The sequence below is a fragment of the Blastococcus sp. SYSU D00868 genome, assembly GCF_054050575.1.
Window position 1 is genome coordinate 1 of the sequence record NZ_JBJGZO010000049.1, and the last position, 21,805, is coordinate 21,805.

Below are 21,805 nucleotides of genomic sequence, written 5' to 3' on the forward strand. Positions count from 1 at the left end.
CTCAGCGCCGATGGTACTGCCCTGGAGACGGGGTGGGAGAGTAGGACACCGCCGGACAACCATTCCCGAAAGGGCCCCAGCCAGCCGGCTGGGGCCCTTTCGCATTCCCCGGCAACGAACACCGGCGTGCAACCGCCACACCGCCCGGTGCACCACCGCCACACCGCCCGTCGCGCAACCGCCCCATCGCCCACCAGCAGGCGGCGGGAGAGCCGAACGTGTGCGCCGGCACCGCACCACCGCCCCGGTCCTGCCGCCTCGGCGCACCCGCTCGACCGGGCCGGCCCGGGCCGGCCCCCGGGCCGTCGGCGCCGTGGCCGTGGAACGGCCTCGCCCCCGGTTCGTCTCGTGACGGAACCGGGGGCGAGGGGGCCGGTGGCGCTTGCTGCCGCGGGCGCTAGGCCGAGGAGGTCACCCGAGCGCGCCCGTGAGCAGCGTGCCGGCGCCGGTGATGGCCGGCCGGTGGCCGAGCGCACGCAGCACCTCGAACGTGGTCGCCGTGGCGGCCGTGACGACCGGCAGACCGAGCTCGTCCTCGACGCGCTGGACGGCGGCGAGCGAGGGCATCTGCACGCAGGCGGACAGCACGATCGCCTCGGCGCCCTCCCGCTGCAGACCCCGGGCGATGGCCGGCAGGTTCTCCGGGTCCAGGCGGCCGACGGCGAGGTTGTCGGGCACCTCGAGGGCCACGGCGTCGAGCACCTCGATGCCCTCGCCCTCGATGTACTCGCGGACCATCTGCGTCAGCGGGGCCATGTAGGGGGTGACGATGGCGACGCGGGAGGCGCCGATGAACTGGAGGGTGCGCACCAGGGCGCCCGCGCTGCTCACCACGTCGGCCGGGTGGCCGTTGTCCCGTGCCGCGTCGCCGATGACCTGCTCGGACTCCTTGTGCGCCCCCGGCCCCTGGGCCATGACGGCGACGAGGCAGGCGTAGGCGATGACGTCCACGTCGGCGTCCGAGACGGCCGTCGCGCAGTCGGCCGCCTTGCCGACCATCGCGAGCAGCTCCTCCTTGTTCACCTGCTTCATCGCCGCGCGTGCCGAGTGGAAGGTGTACCGCTGCCCGGTGGCCTCCGACTGGCGGCGGAACAGCTCGGGGAGCTCCGTCTCCATCGTGGTGTTCGAGCTCGGCACGATGAGGCCGATGCGGGAGGAGCCGGGCACCTGCGGCGCCGGGGTGTCCTCGCACGCGGCCGCGGTCGTGGGATCGGTGGTCATCAGTAGCCAACTCCTCCGTCGGGAAGGTCTTCCGGTGTCGGCGTGAGCTCCTCGTCGAAGCCCTGGCCGTCGGTGCGTCCGGAGAGCGCGCGCCACACGGTCTCCGGGGTGATGGGCAGCGTGTCCAGCTCGACCCCGTGGTCGGCCAGCGCGTCGCAGATGGCGTTGGCGACGGCGGCACCCGGCGGGATCGTGCCGACCTCGCCGACGCCGCGGATGCCGAACGGGGTGACCGGGGAGGGGACCTCGGTATGCAGGAGCTCGATCGGCGGCAGGTCGGCCGCCGTCGGCGGGAAGTAGTCGACCATCGACCCGTTGACCAGCTGCCCGGTCTCCGCGTCGTAACGCAGCTCCTCGCTGAGCGCCGCGCCGAAGCCCTGGGCGAGCGCCCCGCGGACCTGACCGTCGACGACCATGGGGTTCACGACGGTGCCGGCGTCGTGGACCATCACGAACCGCTCGATCTCGAACTCCCCGGTCCGCGGGTCCACGGCGACCCGCGCGGCCGCGGTGCCGAAGGAGTAGGCGGCGTCGGCGGGCTCGAAGTGGCTGGTCGCCTCCAGGCCCGGCTCCTCGTCCGGCGGGATCCCCTGCCCGGTGATCGCGGTGGCGAAGACCTCCGCCAGCGTCACCGACACCGAGGCGTCGTCCCGGCGGCGCACCACCGGGCCGGCGATCTCCAGCAGCTCCGGGTCGCTCTCCAGCCGCCAGGCGGCCAGGCGCAGCGTCTTGGCGGCCAGCTGCTCCGCCGCCTGCCTCAGCGCACCGGATGCGGCGATCATGGTCCGCGACGCGAAGGCGCCGGTGTTCAGCGGAGAGGCGGAGGTGTCGCCGGCGTGCACCTTCACCGCGTCGTAGTCGATGCCGAACACGTCGCTGACGACCTGCGCGAACGCCGTCTCGGCGCTCTGCCCCATCGTCGAGACGCCGGTCCAGACGTCGATGCCGCCGGACCGGTTGGCCCGCAGCGTGACGCTCTCGTGCGCGCCGAACTGCGAGCCCCGGCGGGCGAGGAAGCGGGCGCTGGCGTACCCGGTCCGTTCGACGAACGACGAGAAGCCGATGCCGCGGATGCGGCCGTCGGCCGAGGGGACCCGGGGGGTGCCGCGGTGGCTGTCCCAGCCGATGGCCTCGGCGGCCATCCGCAGGCACTTCTCGTAGTCCCCGCTGTCGTAGACCGCGCCCGTCGGGTTCCGCCACGGCATCTCGGCCGGCGTCACCATGTTCTTGGCGCGCAGCTCCACCGGGTCGAGGTCCAGCCGACGGGCCAGGGTGTCCATCAGGCGCTCGTAGGCGAAGTTCACCTCGGGCTGGCCGTACCCGCGGTAGGCGCCGACCGGGGTCTTGTTGGTCAGGGTGACCCGGCGCTCGGCGTACCCGTCGGTGACCCGGTAGGGGCCGTTGAGGACGACGCTGGACAGCTGCGCCGAGCCGAACGGCGAGTTCCAGCCGCCGATGTCGGTGGCGTACACGTCGGTCATCGCGAGGATCCGGCCCTCGGCGTCCGCGGCGATCCGGTAGTCGTGCACGGACTCGCGGGCGTGCGTGGAGTTCCGGAAGTGCTCGGCCCGGTCCTCGGTCCACTTCACCGGCCGGCGCAGCGCCATCGCGTGCAGGCAGGCGAGCACGTCCTCGGGGAAGACGCCGAGCTTGAGGCCGAAGCCGCCGCCCACGTCGGAGGCGACCGCCCGGATGTCGCTCTCCTGCAGCCGCAGCGACTCCGCCAGCTGCTTGCGGATCAGGTGCGGGACCTGCGTCGAGCAGTGCACCGTCAGCTCCCGGGCGCCGGGACGCCACTCGGCGACGACGGCGCGGGTCTCCATCGGCAGGGCGGTCACCCGGTTGATCCGGAAGCGGCCCTCGACGACGACGTCGGCCTCGCGCATCCGGGCCTCGGGGTCGCCGCTGCCGTCGGAGTTGGCCGCCAGCAGGTTGGACTCCAGGACGTCGGGGTGCAGCACCGGCGCCCCGGGGTCGAGCGCGGCCAGGACGTCGACGACGTGCGGCAGCGGCTCGTACTCGACGTCGACCAGCTCGAGCGCGTCCTCGGCCAGGTGCCGGCTGGTGGCCACCACGCTGACCACCGGCTGACCCTCGTGCGTGGCCACGTCCTGGGCCAGCGCGTAGTACGGCAGCCGCGGCGCGCCCGGCACCGGGCGCAGCACGCCCAGCGGCTCGGTCGCGGCCCGCACCTGGGCGCCGACGAGGACGTGCTTGACGCCCTCGAGGCCCTCGGCGGCCGAGGTGTCCACGCGGACGATCCGGGCGTGCGGGTAGGGACAGCGGCCGACGGCCATGTGCAGCACGTGCGCCGGCTCGACGTCGTCGGTGAAGCGGCCGTCCCCGCGCAGCAGCCGGTCGTCCTCCTTGCGCAGCCGGGAGGCGCCGATGACCCCGCGGGTGCCCGGCGTGCCGGGGGAGGAGGTGCCGGGGGAGGCGGTGTCGGGGGAGGCGGTGCCGGCCGCCGGACGCTCGACGGTGGTCATCGCGCACCTCCCGCGAGGGAGTCCGCCGGGTCGACGGGACGCTCGACGGACTCGGCGAAGTACCGCTCGATCGCGGTCACGATGTTCTCGTAGCCGGTGCAGCGGCACAGCACCCCGGCGACCTCCTCCCGGATCTGCTCCCGCGAGGGCGCCTCGCCACCCTGGTGCGCCAGCGCGGTCGTCGTCATCAGGAAGCCGGGGGTGCAGAAGCCGCACTGCAGGGCGTGCTCCTCCTTGAAGCACTGCTGCAGCCGGCTGAGCCCGTCGTCCCCGGCGAGGGACTCCACGGTCTGCACCACCCGGCCGTCGAGCTGGCAGGCGAGCATGAGGCAGGACTTCACGGCCTCGCCGTCCACCACGACCGTGCACATGCCGCAGGAGCCCTGCTCGCAGCCGACGTGCGTGCCGGTCAGGCCCAGCCGCTGGCGGAGGAAGTCGGCGACGTGCAGGCGGGCCGGCACGGTGGTGGTGACCACCTCGCCGTTGACCGTGGTGGTCAGCTCGACGAGCGGTTCGGAGGCGTTCATCGCCGTCCCTCCGCTCGACCGGCCGGGCTCCGGCTCTCGACACCCGGTTGCCAGGTGGTGCGGGTCGTTCTACTCACGGGATGTCCCAAAAGGTCGAAGGGCTGGTCGAGCGGGGGGCCGGGGTCACCGGCGGTTGACCGGGCGCATCTCCGGGACGGTCAGCTCGCCGCGGTCGACGATCAGCTCGTCGTCCAGGTAGAGGCTGTTGCCGCGCATCGGGATGTCGAAGTGGCACGGGGTGTCGTTCGGTCCGCCGAGCTCGTTGTTCGGGCCGATGGAGAACATGACGTTGCCGTAGAAGGAGCGCAGCTCCATGCCCATGCCACCGGGGAACTGGGTGAGCCCGTGCCAGTGCGCCCGCTCGTCGAGACCCCAGCCGACGTGGCTCATGCCGTAGCCGCGGGGGTCGTCGAAGGACTCGATGTAGGACTGCAGCAGGTCGGCGTCCAGGCCGCCACGGATGTCGCGGATGAAGCCCTGCTCGATGGTCAGCGTGACGGGCGTCTGCACGTAGGTGTTGAACGGCAGCAGCACGTCGCCGGGGGAGAGGACGATCTGGCCGTCGACGCCGTCGTCGGCGCCGCCGGTGAAGACGAACGCGGCCGGCCAGTGGTCCCAGCGGCCGGGGGTGTCGGTGTACCCGTACTCGCTCATGGTCGGGTAGACGCCGAGCCGGTAGGTCACGTCGGTCCCGCCGGGGCTGGTGATCCGCATGACCTGCGCCTTCGCCAGCAGCTCGTAGGCGACCTCGACCCGCTCGCGGATCTCCTGGGTCGGCATGAGACGGGCCAGCAGCGGAGCCGGCTCGACGCAGGTGAGGATCCGGGTCCCGGCGCCCTGGATCTCGAACTGCTCCTTGCTGAACAGCAGGAAGGTCAGGTCGACCACCATGTCGGCGGCCTTGAGCGCCTCCACGGCCAGCGGGTTCGCGGCCAGGCCGGAGTCGCCGACCGCCCAGGCGCCCTTCGCCGAGCCCGGCGCGGGCAGCCGCATGTGGTAGGTCGCCGCGCCCAGCTGCTGGGCGGCCCACAGGAAGGCGTCGGCGTACTCGGGCCGCTCGCCGCCCCGGGAGAGGACGGCGACGGTCTCGCCCTCGTGCACCCCGGAGAGCCGCAGCTGCTCCAGGCAGATGGAGTTGAACAGGTTCTGGTCCATGTGCTGTCTCCTGTCGGGACGGGATCAGTGCTGCGGGACGGAGGGGCGCAGGTACGGGCGGACGACGTCCAGGAAGCCGTCGAGGTCGTCCCACGGCACCATGTGCCCGGTCCCGGGGACGGTGTGGACCTCGACGTCGGGCCGGGTGCGCCGCAGGTCCTCGAGGGCCTCGTCCGGGACCACGGGGCTGTCCCCGCCCCGGACCAGGACGACCGGCTGGGTGAGCTGCGTCCAGTACGGGACGAAGTCCTCGGTCTCGAAGCCCTCGTGGGTCTCCAGGACCGCGGTCTCGTCGCAGGTGGCCAGGACCTGCGCCCGCAGCCGCAGCTCGCGCTCCGGCCACTTCGGGTAGAACCGGCGGACGGCGTCGGCGTCGGTGCCGGCGCGGGCCTCGCTCAGCTGCTGGACGAACGCCTCGCGCGAGGTCGGGTAGGGGCCGCGGCCCGGCCCGGAGAGCGGCGGGTCGACCAGCAGCAGCAGGCCGTGGTCGTCCGGCGCGTGCAGCACCGCGTAGGCCGCGGCGATCCGCGCGCCCATCGAGTGGCCGAGCACGACCGGCCGGTCCAGGCCCAGCTCCTCGACCAGGCCGGCGACGTCGGCGGCGTAGTCGACCAGCCGGTACCCGCCGGACGGCGCCCGGTCGCTCTCCCCGCGGCCGCGGACGTCGGGCACCGTCACCCGGTAGCCCAGGTCGGCGAGGAGCACGGCGAGGAAGTCCGCCGTCGCCGCCGGGCTGGTGATGCCGGGGAGCACCAGCAGGTCCGGTGCGCCCGGCTCCCCGTAGCGCAGCACCGAGTGCCGCAGCCCGTTGGCGCGCACCTCGACCCGCTCCCCGCGGATCTCCACGTCGGTCACCGGGCGCCGTCCACGGTCCCGTCGGCGGCGGGCAGCTGGTCCAGCGCCCACTCGAGCCAGTCGGCGGCGAGCTCCTGCGCCGCCGGCACCCGGATCCGCTCGGCCATGTAGACGAGCTTCTCGGCGGCCTTGTCGCGGGAGCAGGCGCCGCTTCGCACCCAGTCCCGGGTCAGCGCGGCGAGGGTCTCCAGGAACGACAGCGAGTCCCCGGCCTGGACGTCGTCGGCCCCCCGCAGCCCGCCCACCTCGTGGAGGCCGACGAGACGGCGCACGTCGGCGAGGCTGACCTGCGCGGCGGCCGGCCCGATGCTGCCCAGCCACACCCCGACCGACTCCGCGGAGCGCAGGGAGTGCGGGTACAGGTAGAAGGGGCTGTCCCACTCCATGGTCGCGTGGTCCAGCCGCGGGCCGCCGGGGAACATCCGCTCGATGTCGTGGGTCATCGCCGCCAGGCGCATCTCCGTGGTCGCGGCCGGGTTGATCTGGACGAGCCAGTCCCGGGCACGCATGAGATGCAGCGCTTGGTCGTAGGGCTTGACCCACTCGGCGGCCAGCACCTCGATCTCGGTGTCCAGGGGGACCACCGGCGCCGTCCACGGCAGGGCGGCGCTCACCGGCGGGACCGCCGCCGCCGGTTGCCGCGCCGCAGCCCGATGACGCTCAGCACCACCGAGACGGCGCTCAGGGCCGCGGCCAGCTTCGCCCACGGGTCGCCGGCCGGCGGGTCGCTCACCGGCGGCAGGGCGCGGCCGGCCGGCCGGGCCACGGCGGTCCCGGTCGCGGTCGCCGCCGGGGCGGCGGGACCGGTGGCGGTGGCTGCCGGCGCGGCGCCGCCGAGGGCCTGCTCCAGGTTGCGGGCGAACTGGGCGGTCACCTTGCCGGCCTGCTTGGCCACGACCTTCTGCCCGACGCTGCCCAGGGCCCCGGCGAGCGCGACGTCGCCCTCGACCATCACCACGGTGCGGTCACCCGCGGGCTCGAGCTGGACGGTGACGCCCGCGCGGACGTTGCCCATCGCGCCGCGGACGGTCTTGCCGGTGGCGGTGAAGCCGATCTGCTTCTCCGGCACCCGCTCGACGATCGTCACCTTGGCGGCGAAGGTCGCCGTCATCGGGCCGATGCTCTGGGTCAGCCGGACGTCGATGTCGTCGGGGGTGACGACGGTGAGCTGCTCGACGCCGGGCACGCACTCGGCGACGCGCTCGGGCTGCTCGAAGAACGTCCACACCGAGGACACCGGCTGGGCGACCTCGAACTCCTCACGCAACTTCATGACTGTCTCTCCTCGCCGCGGGACGGGCACCGGCGTCGGCTGACGCGGCCCGTGGGCTCGTGTTCGCAGGGGGCGGGCGGCCGCCCCGGGGGGTCAGCGCGCGCCGGCGGCGCGCAGCTCGGTCAGCACCCGGCGGACGTACACCGGCACCAGGTGCCGGCGGTACTCGGCGGTGGCCCGCACGTCCGTGGGCGGGTCGATCACCTCGAGCGCGGCCCGGGCAGCCGCGTCGAGGTCGTCGTCGGTCAGCTCCGTGCCGGCCAGCGCCTCGCCGGCGGCCGCGGCGAGGACCGGGGTGTCGGCCACCCCGCCGAGGGCGATCCGCACGTCCCGCCAGCGGCCGTCGTCGTCCCGGTCGCCGGTCGCGACGACGCTGACCACGGCGAAGTCGTTGTGCTTGCGGCACATCTCGCCGAACGCGACGTGCTGCGGGTGCCGCGGGAACTCCACGGCGGTCAGCAGCTCGTCGAGCTCCAGGGCCGTGGCGTAGGAGCCGGTGTAGAAGTCCGCCAGCGGGATCCGCCGCGTCCCGCCGGGGCCGACGGCCGTGACGACCCCGCCGAGCACGAGGCCGGCCAGCGGCATCTCCCCGGTCGGGTCGCCCTGCACCAGCGCGCCCCCGACGGTGCCGCGGTTGCGGACCTGGCGGTCGCCGATGTGGCGGACGACGCGGGACAGCAGCGGCAGCCGCTCGGCCACCAGCGCCGACCGCTCCACCGTGGTGTACCGGACGAGCGCGCCCAGCACCGTGCGGTCGCCGTCGACGGTGATGTCGTCGAGCTCGTCGACGTCGTTGATGTCGACCAGCGCCGCCGGCCGCCACAGCCGCATGTTGAGCATCGGCACGAGGCTCTGCCCGCCGGCGAGGACCCGCGCCGCGCCGGCGTGCGCGCCGAGGTGGGCGACGGCCTCCGCCACCGACGTCGGCCGGTGGTAGGTGAAGGCTGCCGGCTTCACGACGCGCGGTCCCCGCCGCCCTGGACCACGCCGACGCCGGCGAAGCGGGCCAGGACGTGGCTGACCGCCGACTTCTTCTCGGTCACCAGCTGCTCGGCCTGCTTGTGGCTCCACACGGTCTCCGGGCGGACCTGCAGGACGTGCACGTCGCCGGTCGAGCTGACGGCCCACTCGATGTCCTGGGGCGCCCCGCGGTGCCGCTCGATCCGCTTGGCCAGCTCGGCCAGCGCGGCGATCTGCGTGTCGTCGAGGCAGGCGGAGTCGCACAGCTCGGGGGAGACCGGCACCAGGCCGACCGCGGCGATCGCCGGGTCGAAGCTGTACTGCTCCTCCTGGTGGGCGACGTCGCGCTTGAGCACCTCGAAGGTGACCTTGTCGACGACGTACCGGCTCGGGGTGACCCCGCCGCTGACGACGCCCTCCCCGAGGCCCCAGCAGCCCTCGATGACGACCTTGGACCGGTCGCCCGTCACCGGGTCGAGGGTGAACATGACGCCGGCCGACCGGGCCTCCACCATCTGCTGCACGCCGACGCAGATGCCGTGGTCGACGGCGACCGCGGCGGGGTCGGCGTCGGGGCGGTAGGTGAGCACCGCCGCGCCGAACATCCCGGCCCAGCAGCGGCGCACGTGCGTCAGCACGTCCTCGGCGCCGCGGATCCACAGGAAGGTGTCGTACTGGCCGGCGAAGCTGGCGCCGGCCAGGTCCTCGGACTCGCCGCTGGAGCGCACCGCCACCGGGAGGCCCTCGCGGCCGGTGCGCCGCTCCAGCTCGGCGTAGGCGGCGCGGATCGCGGCCTCGAGGTCGGCAGGCAGCGGCGCCGCCTCGATGGCCGCGGTGAACTCCGCGCTGATCTCCTGCACCCGCGCCAGGTCGGCGCCGACCGCCTCCCGGCGCACCTCCCCGGCCCGCTGGGCGAGGCCGGCGGACTCCAGGAAGTGCCGGTAGGCGGTGGTGGTGATGCCGAACCCGCCGGGGACGGCGAACCCGCCCGCGGTCATCTCGGCCAGGCTGGCGAACTTCCCGCCGAGCAGCTTGTTGCCGACGGCCTCCGGCTCGTCGATCCAGAGCACGAAGGGGGAGGCGGTGGTGGTGGTCATGCGGACACGTCCTCGAGAACACGGACGACGCCGGTGTTGCCGTCGACCTCGATGAGCTGGCCAGTGCGGATGGAGGTGGTCGCGAAGCCGGTGCCGACGACCGCCGGCAGGCCGTACTCGCGGCAGACGATGGCGGTGTGGGCCATGATCCCGCCGACGTCGGACACCGCGGCCGACAGCCGCGAGAAGACCGGCGCCCAGCTGGGGGCGGTGATCCGGCAGACCAGGATGTCGCCGTCCTCGACCTCGTGCAGCTGCTCGGGGTCGATGATCACCCGCGCCCGGCCGGTCGCCTTGCCGGCCGAGGCCGCGACGCCGCGGAGCTCGCCGCTCTCCTGGCCGTCGACCCCGAGCCACTCCTGCACCGACTCCTGCGTGATGCCCCAGAGCATCACCGTCAGCGGCTCGGTGATGAACTCCGGCGGGACGCCGAGCGCCGGGAGCGGCGGGTTGGCCTTGAGCACCTCGCGGATCCGCTTGCGCCGCTCGACCTCCGGGCGCCAGTAGGTGACGCCACGCGCCTCCGTGCCGGTGGCCCAGCCGATGTTGAGGTCGTAGAGCGCCGAGTAGATCTCGTTGCGGTGCAGGTAGAAGAGGTCCTCACGGTCGTCGAGGAAGCCGTGGGCGACGAAGACGTCACCCAGCTCGCGGACCTTGGACCAGAACAGCGAGTGGTGCCAGTGCTCCACGTAGAAGTTGTGGTTCTCGACGAACGGGAAGACCTGGCGGGCGAGCTCGACCAGCCCGTCGAAGGACTCCCGGTCGGCGTCGGTCGGCAGGTACGTGCGGTACTCCGCCGTCACCCGGACCCGCTCCGCGAGGATCGCCTCGAGCGGCCGGCGGATGTCCTCGCCGGCCTGCAGGGCGTGGATGTAGCCGCGCATGGCGCTGAAGGGCAGCCGCAGGTCGTCGATCCACGCGCGGTCGCTGTGCGTGTACCCGGCGCCGGTGGAGAACCAGAACCACGGGTCCTTGGCCTTCTCGAACGCGGAGGTCCACTGCGAGCCGTTGGGGTGCGCCGCGATCGCCGCGAGGACGGAGGCGGGGTCCTCGTCGCCGAGCACGACGTCGGACAGGCCGAGGTCGACGGCGAGCTTCGCCAGCCCGCGGACCTCGTCGTCCGGGCGGAACAGCAGGATGTCGATGCCCGAGACCATGCTGGCGATGGTCTGGTCGCTGATGCCCGGGAAGGCGGCCTGGCAGAACTCGCGGAAGGTGAGGTAGGCGCCGTACCCGAGGTTGAGCATCTCGAAGTGGTAGGAGCCCATCTCGAACAGGTTCTCGATGAGCGCGCCGTAGCTGGTCAGCAGGTCGTAGGTCGAGTAGACGCCGCGGTGCTCGAAGACGCTGCTCTCGGGCTCCTTCTCCGGCAGCGGCGCGAACCGGATGGCCTTGAGCCGCTCGATGCAGTCGGTGGCCTTGGCGACCCACTGCTCGTAGATCTCGTCCCAGTTCTCGTAGTAGTGCCCGGCGCGGACGGCGAAGTCCTGGGCGCGGGCCGCGACCTCGTCCGGGTCGGTGACGGCGTTCGGGCTGATGTACAGGTAGCCGTTGATGATCCGGTGGTCGATCCCGCCCGCCGGCGGCACCGGCCACACGCGGGTCGACATCTGGCTGGCCGCGACCCACCAGTTCTCGGTCATGATCGTGTCGAAGGGGTACAGCGGCTCGGGGTTGTGCATCCCGTCGAAGAACCAGAACTTGCCGTCCTCGAACTCGCGGCGCTCGTCGCTGAGCAGCGCGTAGTACGGGTACATGCTCTGCCAGCCCTCGGCGCCGGCCGGGGTCTGGACGGCGAACGGGCTGGCGAACCGCTTGCCCGGGACGGCCTGCGCGGCGCCCTCGGAGCTGGGAACGCCGTCGGTCGTGGAGTTCGAACTGGTGAGCGTCATGCGGGCGCCTCCGCCTCGGACAGGGTGGACAGGTAGGCCACGACGTCGTCGGAGTCGACGACGTCGCCGTACTTCTCGTTGATGTCGAACAGGCTCGCGTCGTGCGGGCCCTGCGCCCGGTCGGCCACGCAGTCGGCGGGGACCAGGACCGGGTAGCCGTGCTGGACGGCGTCCACGACGGTCGCGCGCACGCAGCCGCTGGTGGTCGCGCCGGTCACGACGACCGTGTCCGCGCCGACCGACGCCAGGTAGGTGGCCAGCGCGGTGCCGAAGAACGCCGACGCGCCGGTCTTGGTGACCAGGTGCTCGTCCGGGCGCCGGCCGAGCCGGTGGTCGGTCTCGACCAGCCGGCTGCCGGACTCCAGGGCGGCCATCCCGGTCGCCTTCTTCAGCCAGGCGAGGCCGGCGACCTGGGCCGGGTCGTAGGCGATCGTCGTGAAGACGACCGGCAGGTCCGCGTCCCGGGCGGCCTCGAGCAGCCGCGCGGTCGCCAGGACGGCGCCGGTCATGTCCGCGCCCGTGGGGTAGGTCGGGTCGGTGAAGCCGTAGGTGAAGTCGACGACGACGACCGCAGGCCGCCGGCCCCGCTCGACGCGGCGACCGAAACCGGCGCGGTCGTAGACCTCGGCGGTCGAGGGACCGTGGTCCGGTCCTGTCACTGCCGCCTCCTTCGCTGCCGCTGAGCGGCGTCTCGCGGCTGGATGTGAGCTCCGTCTATGACGTGGCATACATGTATACCAACGCGCCCCGGACGTCCACCCCCAGTCTCCGACGGGTCCGCGCCCCGCCGGTAGGTGTCCGCGGGGTGGTCGCCGCCCGGGGCGATCGCCGCCGCCGGCCGACGTGACGGCCGCGTTTCGCCGACCGGGTCCCGACCCGGCCCGCGCCCCGTCCCCGGTAACGGCCGCGTTACCGCTCGGCGGCAGTCGCGTGGGCCTCTTGTGGGGGCCTGGCATACGTGTATACCGTCCGCCGCGCCTCAGAAGTGTGCGACCTCACACCGAGGCGGGCCCGCAGCTCCGCTCCCACCCCCGCGGCTGGGCCGGCACCACCCCCGACGTCTCGGCCCAGCGGTGCCCTGTGCTCCGCGCCGCCCCAGGAGGAAGCATGGAACAGTTCCCGGAACAGGCATCGACCAACTGGTTGATGGCCACGTTCATCTACACGCTCGGCGCGGTCGCCGTACTGCTCGTGGTCGTCGGCCTCGTCTTCGTCGACATGGGCCTCGTCCGCCGCCGCAACGTCCTCGACACGACGGTCCAGAAGATCGGCGCCGCGATGGTCGGCGGCCTGGGCACGCTGCTGATCGGCTACCCGATCTGGCAGTGGCAGTTCAACCAGGCCTTCGGGGTGCCGCAGCCGTTCTGGCAGGCGGTGAAGGACTGGTGGCTCGGCGGCGCGTTCACCAACACCGCGTCCCGGCACATCGACCCGGCCGCCCTGCCCGAGGCCGACGTCCTGCAGATCTTCCTCGTCTTCTTCGTGACGTTCACGATGGCGACGATGGCGCTGATCCACACCGGCGTCGTCGAGCGGATCAAGCCGCTGCCGCTGTACGTGATGGCGTTCGTGCTGGGCGCCGTGCTCTCCCCGCTGGTCGGCTACCTGTGCTGGGGGTCGCTGTCCCCGCTGACCCTGCGCGGCACGCACGACTTCGACGGCATCTTCCCGCTGTACATCACCGCGGGGACGTTCGTGCTGGTCCTGGCCTGGCGGGTCGGGCCGCGACTGGGCGCCTTCCGGCCGCACGCGAGCGGCGCCAAGCCCGCGTCGCACAACGCTGCCTTCGTCGGCATCGGCGTGCTGCTCATCCTCTTCGCCCTGCCGTTCATCACCATCGGCAGCGGTTACATCGTCCCCGACGTCGGGTTCTTCGGGATCTCGTTCACCGAGAGCGGCATCGGCCTGGTCATCGTCAACCTGTTCGCGGCGATCCTGGGCGGCGCCGTCGTCGGGCTGCTCCTGGCGTACAGGCGGCGGGAGTCGTCCTGGGCGCTGCTCGGGCCGATCGCCGGCGTCGTGATGGGCGGGACGCTGTTCGACGTCGGCACCGCGTGGGAGTGCCTGCTCGTGGGGGCCCTCGGCCCGGTGGTGGCCCTCGGCACCGCGGCCCTGCTACGCCGGGCCGGGATCGACGACCCCAAGGTGGTCCCGCTGGCCCTGGGCCCGGGCATCGCCGGTGCGCTGCTGACCGGCTTCCTCGCGTGGGGCACCCCGACCGGTGGCTACATCGGCCTCGAGGGGGAGTACGCCGTCGGGGTCGGGGAGATCACGCCCTGGTGGCAGCTGGCCGGTGTCGCGGCGACGATGCTGGTCACCGGCGTGCCGGTCCTGCTCATGTGCCTGCTGTTCGAGCGGTTCGGCGGACTCCGGCAGCCGGAGCACGCCGAGGTCGTGGGGCTCGACGCCCACCAGTGGGGCGTGGCCAACTTCGACGACGACCTGGAGCCGGGGCTGGGGCCGGTGCTCCCGCCGGAGCCGGCCACGGGCGCCGCTCCTCCCGCGCGGCCGGACTCGCCGGTGGGCGGGCTGCCGGGCTGACCGGCTGACGCGCCGACCCGCAGGGGCGGCCCGGGATCGTCCGGGTCGCCCCTGTGCGGCGGCAGGCGCCGGGACGGGGCGCGGACCACCGCACCCCGTATCCTTCCTCGACACCTGCGAGGACGGAGTGCACATGGAGCCCTTGGGGCGGGGCGTCGTGCCCATGTCCCAGCGGACGAGCGAGGGCGTGGCGCGCATCCTGCGCACGGAGATCTTCTCGGGGCGCCTGAAGCCCGGCGAGCCCTTGCCGGAACGTTCGCTGGCCGAGCAGCTCGGGGTGAGCCGCACCCCCGTCCGCGAGGCGCTGTTCACGCTGCAGAGCGAGGGGCTCGTCGAGCTGACGCCCAACCGCGGCGCGACCGTCCGGATGGTGACCGCCCAGGACATCGTGCGGATCTACTCGCTGCGGGGGGTGCTGGAGTCCTACGCCGCCCGGGAGGCGGCGACCGCCCGCGAGGAGCACCACCTCGACGCCCTCGAGGACGCGCACGCCCGGCTGGTCAGGATCGGCGCGCAGGGCGACGCCTCGGAGCAGGCGGTCGCCGACCTGGCCTTCCACATGCGGGTCAGCGAGGCCACCGGCAACCCGCTGCTGCAGACGATCATGGGTCAGGTCCTGGCGTTCACGGTCAGCTACCGCTCCAACTACGCCTACCCCTCGGACCGGGCGAGCCGCGTGAACGAGCAGCACCGCGCCATCCTCGACGCCCTGCGGGACGCCGACGCCGACCGCGCGGAGGAGCTCATGCGCGAGCACGTCGCCGCCTCGAGCCGGTTCGCGCTGGAGCACTTCCCCGACGTGGAGCGCGCCGAGCAGGCCTGAGCCCCGCCGTCAGCGGCGGCGGATCTCCTTGGTCGTGGCGCCGACGTTGTCGGCCAGCCACGCGTTGAGCACCACCACGTCGCGCCAGGCAGCGCGGACCGGGTCCAGGGCCTCCCGCTCGTGCAGCCACGGCGCGGGCTCCCACTGCCGCGCCACGTGCAGCGACTTGTGCAGCAGCAGATCGGCCCGGTCGTCGTCCGGGACGTCGAAGCCGCGGGGGCTGCGCGTCAGCCGCTCGCCGCCGACCTCCCACCCCGCGGCGGTGAGGCGGGCGACCTCGTCGGCCAGCCGGCGGCCCTGGACGTCGTCGAGCACCGCCCGCCGGTAGCGGGCCACCTGGTCGGACTCGAGCCGCCAGCAGCCGCCGGCCACCCGCAGCCCGTCGGCGGAGACCTGCACGTACCAGGCGCCCGCCCCGCGGCCCGGCGGCTCGACCACGGCGCCCTGGTGGGTCTTGTACGGCGTCTTGTCGTTGCTGAAGCGGACGTCGCGGTAGGGGCGGAAGAGCTTCGCCGGCCCGAACTCGCCGGCCAGCTCGTCGGCGAGCGCCTGCAGCGGCGCCCGCACCGACGACTCGTAGACCGGGCGCTGACGCGTCCAGTACGTCTTGCTGTTGTCGGCCTCGAGCCCCTCGTAGAAGACCAGGCCTTCGTCCGGGAACCCCTCGAACGTCACGATGCCCCCACCTCGGTGAGCTCGGCGTGCCAGCGCACCTCGCGCAGCGGCTCCCCGCCCGTGTCCAGCGTGCGCGCCCAGCCCTCGCGAGCCCAGCCCGCCGACTCGAGGAAGCGGGCGGTGACCCGGTCCGGCTCGGGCACCCACATCGTCAGCCGGGCGGCGCCGGTGGCGGTCGCCGTGTCGGCCACGGCCGCCAGCAGCCGGCTGCCGTGGCCCCGGCGCCCCCACCGGGGCTCCACCAGCAGCGCGGCGACCTCCGTCGTGGGGCCGTGCGGCGACGACGGGTCGTCCGCCGTCACCTCCGGCGGCCCGTAGGCGGCGAAGCCGACCACCTCCGCCCCGTCCACGGCGACGAGCAGGCCGTGCGCGGGCGTGGGCGGCGCCGCCGCGGCCACCCGCCACACCTCGGCGGCCGCGGCCTCGTCCCACTCGTCGAGCACCGCGGCCGGCAGCACCTCGCGGTAGGCCGTGCGCCACGTGACCGCCTGGACGCGGGCGACGGCCTCGGCGTCGGCGGGGCTCGCCGGACGGACGGAGACGGCGGCGTTGCCGGTCAGCCGGGGGAAGGCGCGGGGCTCCACCGGGGCAGCGTAGGCGCAGGTGGGGCGTCGTCCGTCGGACCCGGCGGGCAGGATCGGCGGCGTGAGCGCCCCCGCCGTCGACCGGCTGCCCGCCCCGCTGGCCCGGCGCATCGCGCTGGCGGCCCAGGGCTTCGCCGCCCCGCGGCCGACCGGCCCGGTCGACAGCCGCGGGCTGCGGCGGGTCACCGGGCGGCTGGGCGTCGTCCAGATCGACTCGGTCAACGTGCTCTCCCGGTCGCACTACCTGCCGTACTTCAGCCGCCTGGGTGCCTATCCGCGGGCGGCGCTCGACGACTTCACCGACCGCCGGCACGAGGTGTTCGAGTACTGGGCGCACGAGGCGTCCTACCTCCCGGTGCGGCTGCACCCGCACCTGCGCTGGCGGATGGCCGCGGCCGAGGAGCACGCCTGGGGCAACATGGTCCGCCTCCAGCGGGAGCGGCCGGGCTACGTCGCGGAGGTCCTCGACCGGGTCCGCGCGCAGGGCCCGACCCGGGCCGGCGAGCTGCTCGAGACCCGGCGCGAGCGGCCCGGGACCATGTGGAACTGGCACCCGGCCAAGGTCGCCCTCGAGTGGCTGTTCTTCACCGGCGTGCTCACCGCCCGCAGCCGCACCGCCGGCTTCGAGCGCGTCTACGACCTCACCGAGCGGGTCCTGCCGCCGGCCGTCGTCCGGGCGCCGACGCCGGACCCCGCCGACGCGGTCCGGGAGCTGGTCCGCACCGCCGCCCGCGCCCTGGGCGTGGCCACCGAGCGCGACCTGCGCGACTACTTCCGGCTGCGTCCGCCGGCCGCCCGGCGGGCGATCGAGGAGCTCACCGAGGCCGGCGAGCTGCTGCCCGTGGCCGTCGACGGCTGGTCCGCCCCGGCCTGGCTGGACCCCGCGGCCCGGCGGCCGCGCTGGATCCGCGCCCGCGCGCTGCTGAGCCCGTTCGACTCCCTGGTCTGGGAGCGGCCGCGGGTCGAGCGGCTGTTCGGCTTCCGCTACCGCCTGGAGATCTACACCCCCGCCGCGCAGCGGGTGCACGGCTACTACGTCCTGCCGTTCCTCCTCGGCGACCGGCTCGTCGCCCGGGCCGACCTCAAGGCCGACCGCAGGGCGGGCGCGCTGCTCGTGCAGGCCGTCCACGGCGAGGAGGGCGTGGACCGGGCCGAGGTCGCCGCCGAGCTGGCCGCGGAGCTGCGGCTGATGGCCGGCTGGCTGCAGCTCGACCGCGTCGTCGTGGCCGGCGCCGGGGACCTCGCCCCCGATCTGGCCGCCGTCACCGGGTGAGCCGGGCCCCGGCCAGCCGCCGCACCACCTCCAGCCCCGCCGGGCCGCCCGGCCACGCGCGGGTCAGGGCCTCGTCCCCGGCCCGGCGCACGACCGCGCGCAGCGCCAGGGCGACCACGACGACGTCGTCGGCGTACCCGAGCACCGGGACGACGTCGGGCACCAGGTCCAGCGGCGAGAGCAGGTAGGCCAGCAGCAGCCACAGCCGGAGCCGCACCCCGCGCGGCACCTCCGGGTCGCGGGCCAGCCGCCGCACCAGGCGGACGAGGTCGGGCAGCAGCCGCAGCGCCTCGCGCACGGTGAGGTCCTCCGGGCGCGCCCGCCACAGCAGCACGAGCAGCAGCGCCCAGACGACCAGCAGGCCCCCGACGACGGCCGCCAGCGTGGCCCACCACTCCATGTCGGAGAGTGTGGCCTGTCGGTCCCGGCACGTAGGGTGCCTCCCCGTGGTGGGGACTGCCGGGCAGCCGGTCGACACGCAGTACGAGGACCTCCTGCGGCGGGTGCTGGAGCAGGGGACGCCGAAGGCCGACCGCACGGGCACCGGCACGGTCAGCCTGTTCGGCGAGCGGCTGCGCTACGACCTCTCCGCCGGCTTCCCGCTGCTGACCACGAAGAAGGTGCACCTGCGCTCGATCGTCGTCGAGCTGCTGTGGTTCCTGCGCGGCGAGAGCAACGTCGCCTACCTGCACGACCACGGCGTCACCATCTGGGACGAGTGGGCCTCGCCCACCGGCGAGCTCGGCCCGGTGTACGGCGTGCAGTGGCGGTCCTGGCCCACCCCGTCCGGCGAGCACGTCGACCAGATCTCCGCCGTGCTGGAGACGCTGCGCCGCGACCCCGACTCCCGCCGCATGGTGGTGTCGGCCTGGAACGTCGCCGCGCTGCCGGACATGGCGCTCGCCCCGTGCCACGCGCTGTTCCAGTTCTCCGTCGCCGGCGGCCGGCTGTCCTGCCAGCTGTACCAGCGCAGCGCGGACATGTTCCTCGGCGTCCCGTTCAACATCGCCAGCTACGCGCTGCTCACGCACATGGTCGCCGCCCAGGTCGGCCTGGAGCCCGGCGACTTCATCTGGGTCGGCGGCGACTGCCACGTCTACGACAACCACCGCGAGCAGGTCGCCGAGCAGCTGTCCCGCCCGGTCCGCCCGTTCCCCACGCTGGAGCTGGCCCCGGCGCCGTCGCTGTTCGAGCACACCGTCGACGACGTGACGGTGCGCGGCTACGACCCGCACCCGGCCATCCGCGCCGCCGTCGCCGTCTGACCTCCCCGGCCGTGGCGATCTCGCTCGTCTGGGCGCAGGCCCGGGCCCGGGTCATCGGCGCGGACGGCGCGCTGCCCTGGCACCTGCCGGAGGACCTGAGGAACTTCCGCGAGCTCACCACCGGGTCGACCGTCGTCATGGGACGGCGCACCTGGGACTCGCTGCCCCAGCGGTTCCGGCCGCTGCCCGGGCGGACCAACGTCGTCCTCACCACCGACCCGCTGTGGTGGGCCGAGGGCGCCCGCCCGGCGTACTCGGTCAGCCAGGTCCTCGCCCAGTTCCCCGACTGCTGGGTGATCGGCGGCGGCACGGTCTACGCCGAGTTCCTGCCGCACGCCGAGCGGGCGGTGGTCACCGACGTCGACCTCGAGGTGGAGGGGGACACCCGCGCCCCGGTGCTGGGCACCGGCTGGCGGCTGGTCTCCCGCACGCCCGCGCAGGGCTGGTCCACCTCGCCGTCGACGGGGCTGCGGTACGCCGTCTCCGACCTCCGGCGCTGACGGCCCCGGGCGGCGGACGGCGGAGGCGGCGCTGGGTAGATTCACCCCCATGACCAGCGACCCCGCCCGACCCTTCGGGCGTGTGCTCTCGGCCATGGTCACCCCCCTGGCCGAGGACGGCACGATCGACCTGGCCGGCGCCCAGGAGCTGGCCGCGCACCTGGTGGACCGGGGCGCCCACGACGGCCTGGTGGTCGCCGGGACGACGGGGGAGTCCCCGACGATCAGCGACGCCGAGCAGCGCGCCGTCCTCGAGGCCGTGCTCGACGCGGTGGGCGACCGCGCCGTCGTGGTCGCCGGGGTGGGCACCAACGACACCGCGCACTCGATCGAGAAGGCCCGCGACGCCGCCCGGCTGGGCGCGCACGGGCTCATGGTCGTGACGCCGTACTACAACAAGCCGCCGCAGGAGGGCCTGCTGCGGCACTTCACCGCCGTCGCCGACGCCACCGACCTGCCGGTGATGCTCTACGACATCCCGCCGCGCACCGTCGTCCCGATCGAGGTGGAGACGCTGGTGCGCGCCGCGGAGCACCCGCGGATCGTCGCGGTGAAGGACGCCAAGGGCGACCTCGGCGACGTCGCGTGGACGCTGGCCCGCACCGACCTCGCCTACTACAGCGGCGAGGACATGCTGAACCTGCCGCTGCTGGCGCTCGGCGCCGTCGGCGTGGTCAGCGTCGTGGGGCACCTGGTCGGCCACCGGCTGGCCGAGCTGGTCGCCGCGGTGGAGTCCGGCGACCTGGTCAAGGCCCGCGCCGTCAACGAGGCGCTGCTGCCGGTCTACACCGGCATCTTCCGCACCCAGGGCGTCATCCTGGTCAAGGCGGCGCTGAACGCCCTCGGGCTGCCCGCCGGGCCGGTCCGGCCGCCGATGGTCGACGCCACCCCCGAGCAGCTCGAGCAGCTGCGCACCGATCTCGCCGCCGGAGGCGTCAGCCTGTGAGTGCTCCCACCACGCAGCCGCACCTGGACCTCAAGATGCCGCCGCCGCTGCCGTCGGGCGGCCTGCGCGTGGTGGCCCTCGGCGGGCTGGGGGAGATCGGCCGCAACATGGCCGTCCTGGAGTACGAGGGGCGGCTGCTGGTCATCGACTGCGGCGTCCTCTTCCCTGAGGCGGAGCAGCCCGGCATCGACCTGATCCTCCCCGACTTCGGGGTCATCGAGCACCGGCTGGACGACGTCGAGGCCGTGGTGCTGACCCACGGGCACGAGGACCACATCGGCGCGCTGCCCTACCTGCTGCGGCTGCGCGGGGACATCCCGCTGGTCGGCTCCCGGTTCACCCTCGCCCTGGTCAAGGCCAAGCTGCGCGAGCACCGCATCGACCCGGTGCTGGTGGAGGTGGCCGGCGGCGACGACCACCTCGCCGGGCCGTTCCACTGCGAGTTCATCAACGTCAACCACTCGATCCCCGACGCGCTGGCCGTCGCCGTGCACACCCCGGCGGGCCTGCTGGTGCACACCGGCGACTTCAAGATGGACCAGCTGCCGCTCGACGGCGTCCTCACCGACCTCGGCGCCTTCGCGCGGCTCGGGCTCGAGGGCATCGACCTGCTGCTGGCCGACTCGACCAACGCCGAGATCCCCGGCTTCGTCACCAGCGAGCGCGCGATCGGGCCGGTGCTGGAGGACGTGTTCCGGCGGGCCACGCAGCGCCTGATCGTGTCCAGCTTCGCCAGCCACGTGCACCGCATCCAGCAGGTGCTCGACGCCGCGGAGAAGCACGGCCGCAAGGTCGCCTTCGTCGGCCGGTCGATGGTCCGCAACATGGGCGTGGCCCGCGACCTGGGCCTGCTGCGCATGGCGCCGGGCCTGATGGTCTCCCTCGACGAGGCGACGGCGATGCCCGCCGAGCAGGTGGTGCTGGTCAGCACCGGCTCGCAGGGGGAGCCGCTGTCGGCGCTGGGGCGGATGGCCCGCGGCGAGCACCACCAGGTGACCATCGAGGCCGGCGACACGATCGTGCTGGCGTCGTCCCTGGTACCGGGCAACGAGACCGCCGTCTACAAGGTGATCAACGGCCTGGCCCGGCTGGGCGCGACGGTGATCCACAAGGAGACGGCGATGGTGCACGTCTCCGGGCACGCGCCGGCCGGCGAGCTGCGCACGCTGCTCAACGTCGCCAAGCCGCGGTACCTCATGCCGGTGCACGGGGAGTGGCGGCACCTGCGCGCCCACGCCGCGCTCGCCGAGCAGACCGGGATGAGCACCGACCGGGTCATCCTCGCCGAGGACGGCGTCGTGGTGGACCTCGTCGACGGCAAGGCCTCGATCGTCGGCACCGTGCCGATCGGCAACGTCTACGTCGACGGCCTCAACGTGGGCGACGTCGGCGAGGAGGCGCTGCAGGAGCGGCGGATCCTCGGCGACGAGGGGTTCGTCGCCCTCACCGTCGTCGTCGAGCCCTCCACCCGCACCATCGTGCGGCCGGTGCACCTGTCCACCCGCGGCTTCTCGGAGAACCCGGCGGCCTTCGACGAGGCGCTGCGGCTGGTCGAGGAGAACCTCAAGCGCACCCTGGAGGACGGCGAGGTCGACGCCCACCGCCTGTCCCAGGTGATCCGCCGGACCGTCGGCAAGTGGGTCAGCGACACCTACCGCCGCCGGCCGATGATCATCCCGACCGTCCTCGAGGTGTAGCGGAGTCGCCGGGTGACGGAGACCGTCACCCGGCG

Annotated in this window: 21 protein-coding genes; 7 read left to right on the forward strand and 14 right to left on the reverse strand. The window is 73.9% G+C overall.

Annotated elements, in window-relative coordinates; genetic code table 11:
* Positions 1-411: 411 nt before the first annotated feature.
* From ACI79F_RS23745 to ACI79F_RS23795, 11 genes are all read right to left on the reverse strand, one after another.
* Positions 412-1,221 (reverse strand): maleate cis-trans isomerase family protein, encoded by an 810-nt coding sequence (locus ACI79F_RS23745; protein WP_456547005.1) that lies wholly within the window; start codon positions 1,219-1,221, stop codon positions 412-414.
* On the reverse strand, positions 1,221-3,707 hold the full coding sequence (locus tag ACI79F_RS23750) for a xanthine dehydrogenase family protein molybdopterin-binding subunit (protein WP_456547006.1): 2,487 nt from the start codon (positions 3,705-3,707) through the stop codon (positions 1,221-1,223). The genes ACI79F_RS23745 and ACI79F_RS23750 overlap by 1 nt, the downstream gene beginning before the upstream one ends.
* Positions 3,704-4,234, reverse strand: coding sequence for a (2Fe-2S)-binding protein (locus ACI79F_RS23755; RefSeq protein WP_456547007.1), 531 nt, complete (start codon positions 4,232-4,234; stop codon positions 3,704-3,706). Before ACI79F_RS23755 ends, ACI79F_RS23750 begins: the two co-directional genes overlap by 4 nt.
* A 123-nt stretch (positions 4,235-4,357) precedes the next feature.
* Positions 4,358-5,389, reverse strand: coding sequence for a 2,5-dihydroxypyridine 5,6-dioxygenase (locus ACI79F_RS23760; RefSeq protein WP_456547008.1), 1,032 nt, complete (start codon positions 5,387-5,389; stop codon positions 4,358-4,360).
* A 24-nt stretch (positions 5,390-5,413) separates the two neighbouring features.
* Positions 5,414-6,244 carry an alpha/beta fold hydrolase gene (locus ACI79F_RS23765; protein ID WP_456547009.1) on the reverse strand — a complete coding sequence of 277 codons (831 nt, stop codon included), beginning with the start codon at positions 6,242-6,244 and terminating at the stop codon, positions 5,414-5,416.
* Positions 6,241-6,858 carry a hypothetical protein gene (locus ACI79F_RS23770; RefSeq protein WP_456547010.1) on the reverse strand — a complete coding sequence of 206 codons (618 nt, stop codon included), beginning with the start codon at positions 6,856-6,858 and terminating at the stop codon, positions 6,241-6,243. The genes ACI79F_RS23765 and ACI79F_RS23770 overlap by 4 nt, the downstream gene beginning before the upstream one ends.
* Positions 6,855-7,517: a CoxG family protein gene (locus ACI79F_RS23775; RefSeq protein WP_456547011.1), complete on the reverse strand. Its 663-nt coding sequence runs from the start codon at positions 7,515-7,517 to the stop codon at positions 6,855-6,857. The genes ACI79F_RS23770 and ACI79F_RS23775 overlap by 4 nt, the downstream gene beginning before the upstream one ends.
* Positions 7,518-7,610: 93 nt before the next feature.
* The gene (locus ACI79F_RS23780) at positions 7,611-8,474 is read right to left on the reverse strand and encodes an FAD binding domain-containing protein (protein WP_456547012.1); all 864 of its coding nucleotides are present in this window, start codon (positions 8,472-8,474) and stop codon (positions 7,611-7,613) included.
* Positions 8,471-9,574: a PEP/pyruvate-binding domain-containing protein gene (locus tag ACI79F_RS23785; RefSeq protein ID WP_456547013.1), complete on the reverse strand. Its 1,104-nt coding sequence runs from the start codon at positions 9,572-9,574 to the stop codon at positions 8,471-8,473. The genes ACI79F_RS23780 and ACI79F_RS23785 overlap by 4 nt, the downstream gene beginning before the upstream one ends.
* Positions 9,571-11,466, reverse strand: a complete 1,896-nt coding sequence (locus tag ACI79F_RS23790) for a PEP-utilizing enzyme (protein ID WP_456547014.1) — start codon at positions 11,464-11,466, stop codon at positions 9,571-9,573. Before ACI79F_RS23790 ends, ACI79F_RS23785 begins: the two co-directional genes overlap by 4 nt.
* Positions 11,463-12,125: an isochorismatase family protein gene (locus ACI79F_RS23795; protein ID WP_456547015.1), complete on the reverse strand. Its 663-nt coding sequence runs from the start codon at positions 12,123-12,125 to the stop codon at positions 11,463-11,465. Before ACI79F_RS23795 ends, ACI79F_RS23790 begins: the two co-directional genes overlap by 4 nt.
* 448 nt (positions 12,126-12,573) lie before the next feature.
* Between ACI79F_RS23795 and ACI79F_RS23800 the strand changes: the two genes are divergently transcribed.
* Both ACI79F_RS23800 and ACI79F_RS23805 read left to right on the forward strand, forming a co-directional pair.
* Positions 12,574-14,007: a hypothetical protein gene (locus tag ACI79F_RS23800; protein WP_456547016.1), complete on the forward strand. Its 1,434-nt coding sequence runs from the start codon at positions 12,574-12,576 to the stop codon at positions 14,005-14,007.
* 133 nt (positions 14,008-14,140) lie between these two features.
* Positions 14,141-14,830 (forward strand): GntR family transcriptional regulator, encoded by a 690-nt coding sequence (locus ACI79F_RS23805; RefSeq protein WP_456547017.1) that lies wholly within the window; start codon positions 14,141-14,143, stop codon positions 14,828-14,830.
* Between the two features lie 9 nt (positions 14,831-14,839).
* Here ACI79F_RS23805 and ACI79F_RS23810 read toward each other — a convergent pair whose 3' ends face one another.
* A complete protein-coding gene (locus ACI79F_RS23810) occupies positions 14,840-15,505 on the reverse strand; it encodes a DUF2461 domain-containing protein (protein WP_456547018.1) in 666 nt (221 codons plus the stop codon).
* Complete coding sequence (locus ACI79F_RS23815) at positions 15,502-16,089, reverse strand: N-acetyltransferase family protein (protein WP_456547019.1); 588 nt, start codon at positions 16,087-16,089, stop codon at positions 15,502-15,504. Before ACI79F_RS23815 ends, ACI79F_RS23810 begins: the two co-directional genes overlap by 4 nt.
* A 61-nt stretch (positions 16,090-16,150) precedes the next feature.
* On the opposite strand from ACI79F_RS23815, the gene ACI79F_RS23820 reads away from it, so the two are divergent.
* The gene (locus tag ACI79F_RS23820) at positions 16,151-17,362 is read left to right on the forward strand and encodes a winged helix-turn-helix domain-containing protein (protein ID WP_456547020.1); all 1,212 of its coding nucleotides are present in this window, start codon (positions 16,151-16,153) and stop codon (positions 17,360-17,362) included.
* Here ACI79F_RS23820 and ACI79F_RS23825 read toward each other — a convergent pair.
* Positions 17,352-17,762 (reverse strand): YkvA family protein, encoded by a 411-nt coding sequence (locus tag ACI79F_RS23825; RefSeq protein WP_456547021.1) that lies wholly within the window; start codon positions 17,760-17,762, stop codon positions 17,352-17,354. The two genes, ACI79F_RS23820 and ACI79F_RS23825, sit on opposite strands and share 11 nt — an antisense overlap.
* Before the next feature lie 46 nt (positions 17,763-17,808).
* Here ACI79F_RS23825 and ACI79F_RS23830 point away from each other — a divergent pair, with 46 nt between their 5' ends.
* The 4 genes from ACI79F_RS23830 to ACI79F_RS23845 are packed head-to-tail and all read left to right on the forward strand — an operon-like array spanning position 17,809 to position 21,770.
* On the forward strand, positions 17,809-18,627 hold the full coding sequence (locus tag ACI79F_RS23830; protein ID WP_456547022.1) for a thymidylate synthase: 819 nt from the start codon (positions 17,809-17,811) through the stop codon (positions 18,625-18,627).
* 11 nt (positions 18,628-18,638) lie between these two features.
* The gene (locus ACI79F_RS23835; protein ID WP_456547023.1) at positions 18,639-19,127 is read left to right on the forward strand and encodes a dihydrofolate reductase; all 489 of its coding nucleotides are present in this window, start codon (positions 18,639-18,641) and stop codon (positions 19,125-19,127) included.
* Positions 19,128-19,176: 49 nt separating this feature from the next.
* Positions 19,177-20,073, forward strand: a complete 897-nt coding sequence (gene dapA, locus ACI79F_RS23840; protein WP_456547024.1) for a 4-hydroxy-tetrahydrodipicolinate synthase — start codon at positions 19,177-19,179, stop codon at positions 20,071-20,073.
* Positions 20,070-21,770: a ribonuclease J gene (locus tag ACI79F_RS23845; RefSeq protein WP_456547025.1), complete on the forward strand. Its 1,701-nt coding sequence runs from the start codon at positions 20,070-20,072 to the stop codon at positions 21,768-21,770. The genes dapA and ACI79F_RS23845 overlap by 4 nt, the downstream gene beginning before the upstream one ends.
* Positions 21,771-21,805: the final 35 nt, after the last annotated feature.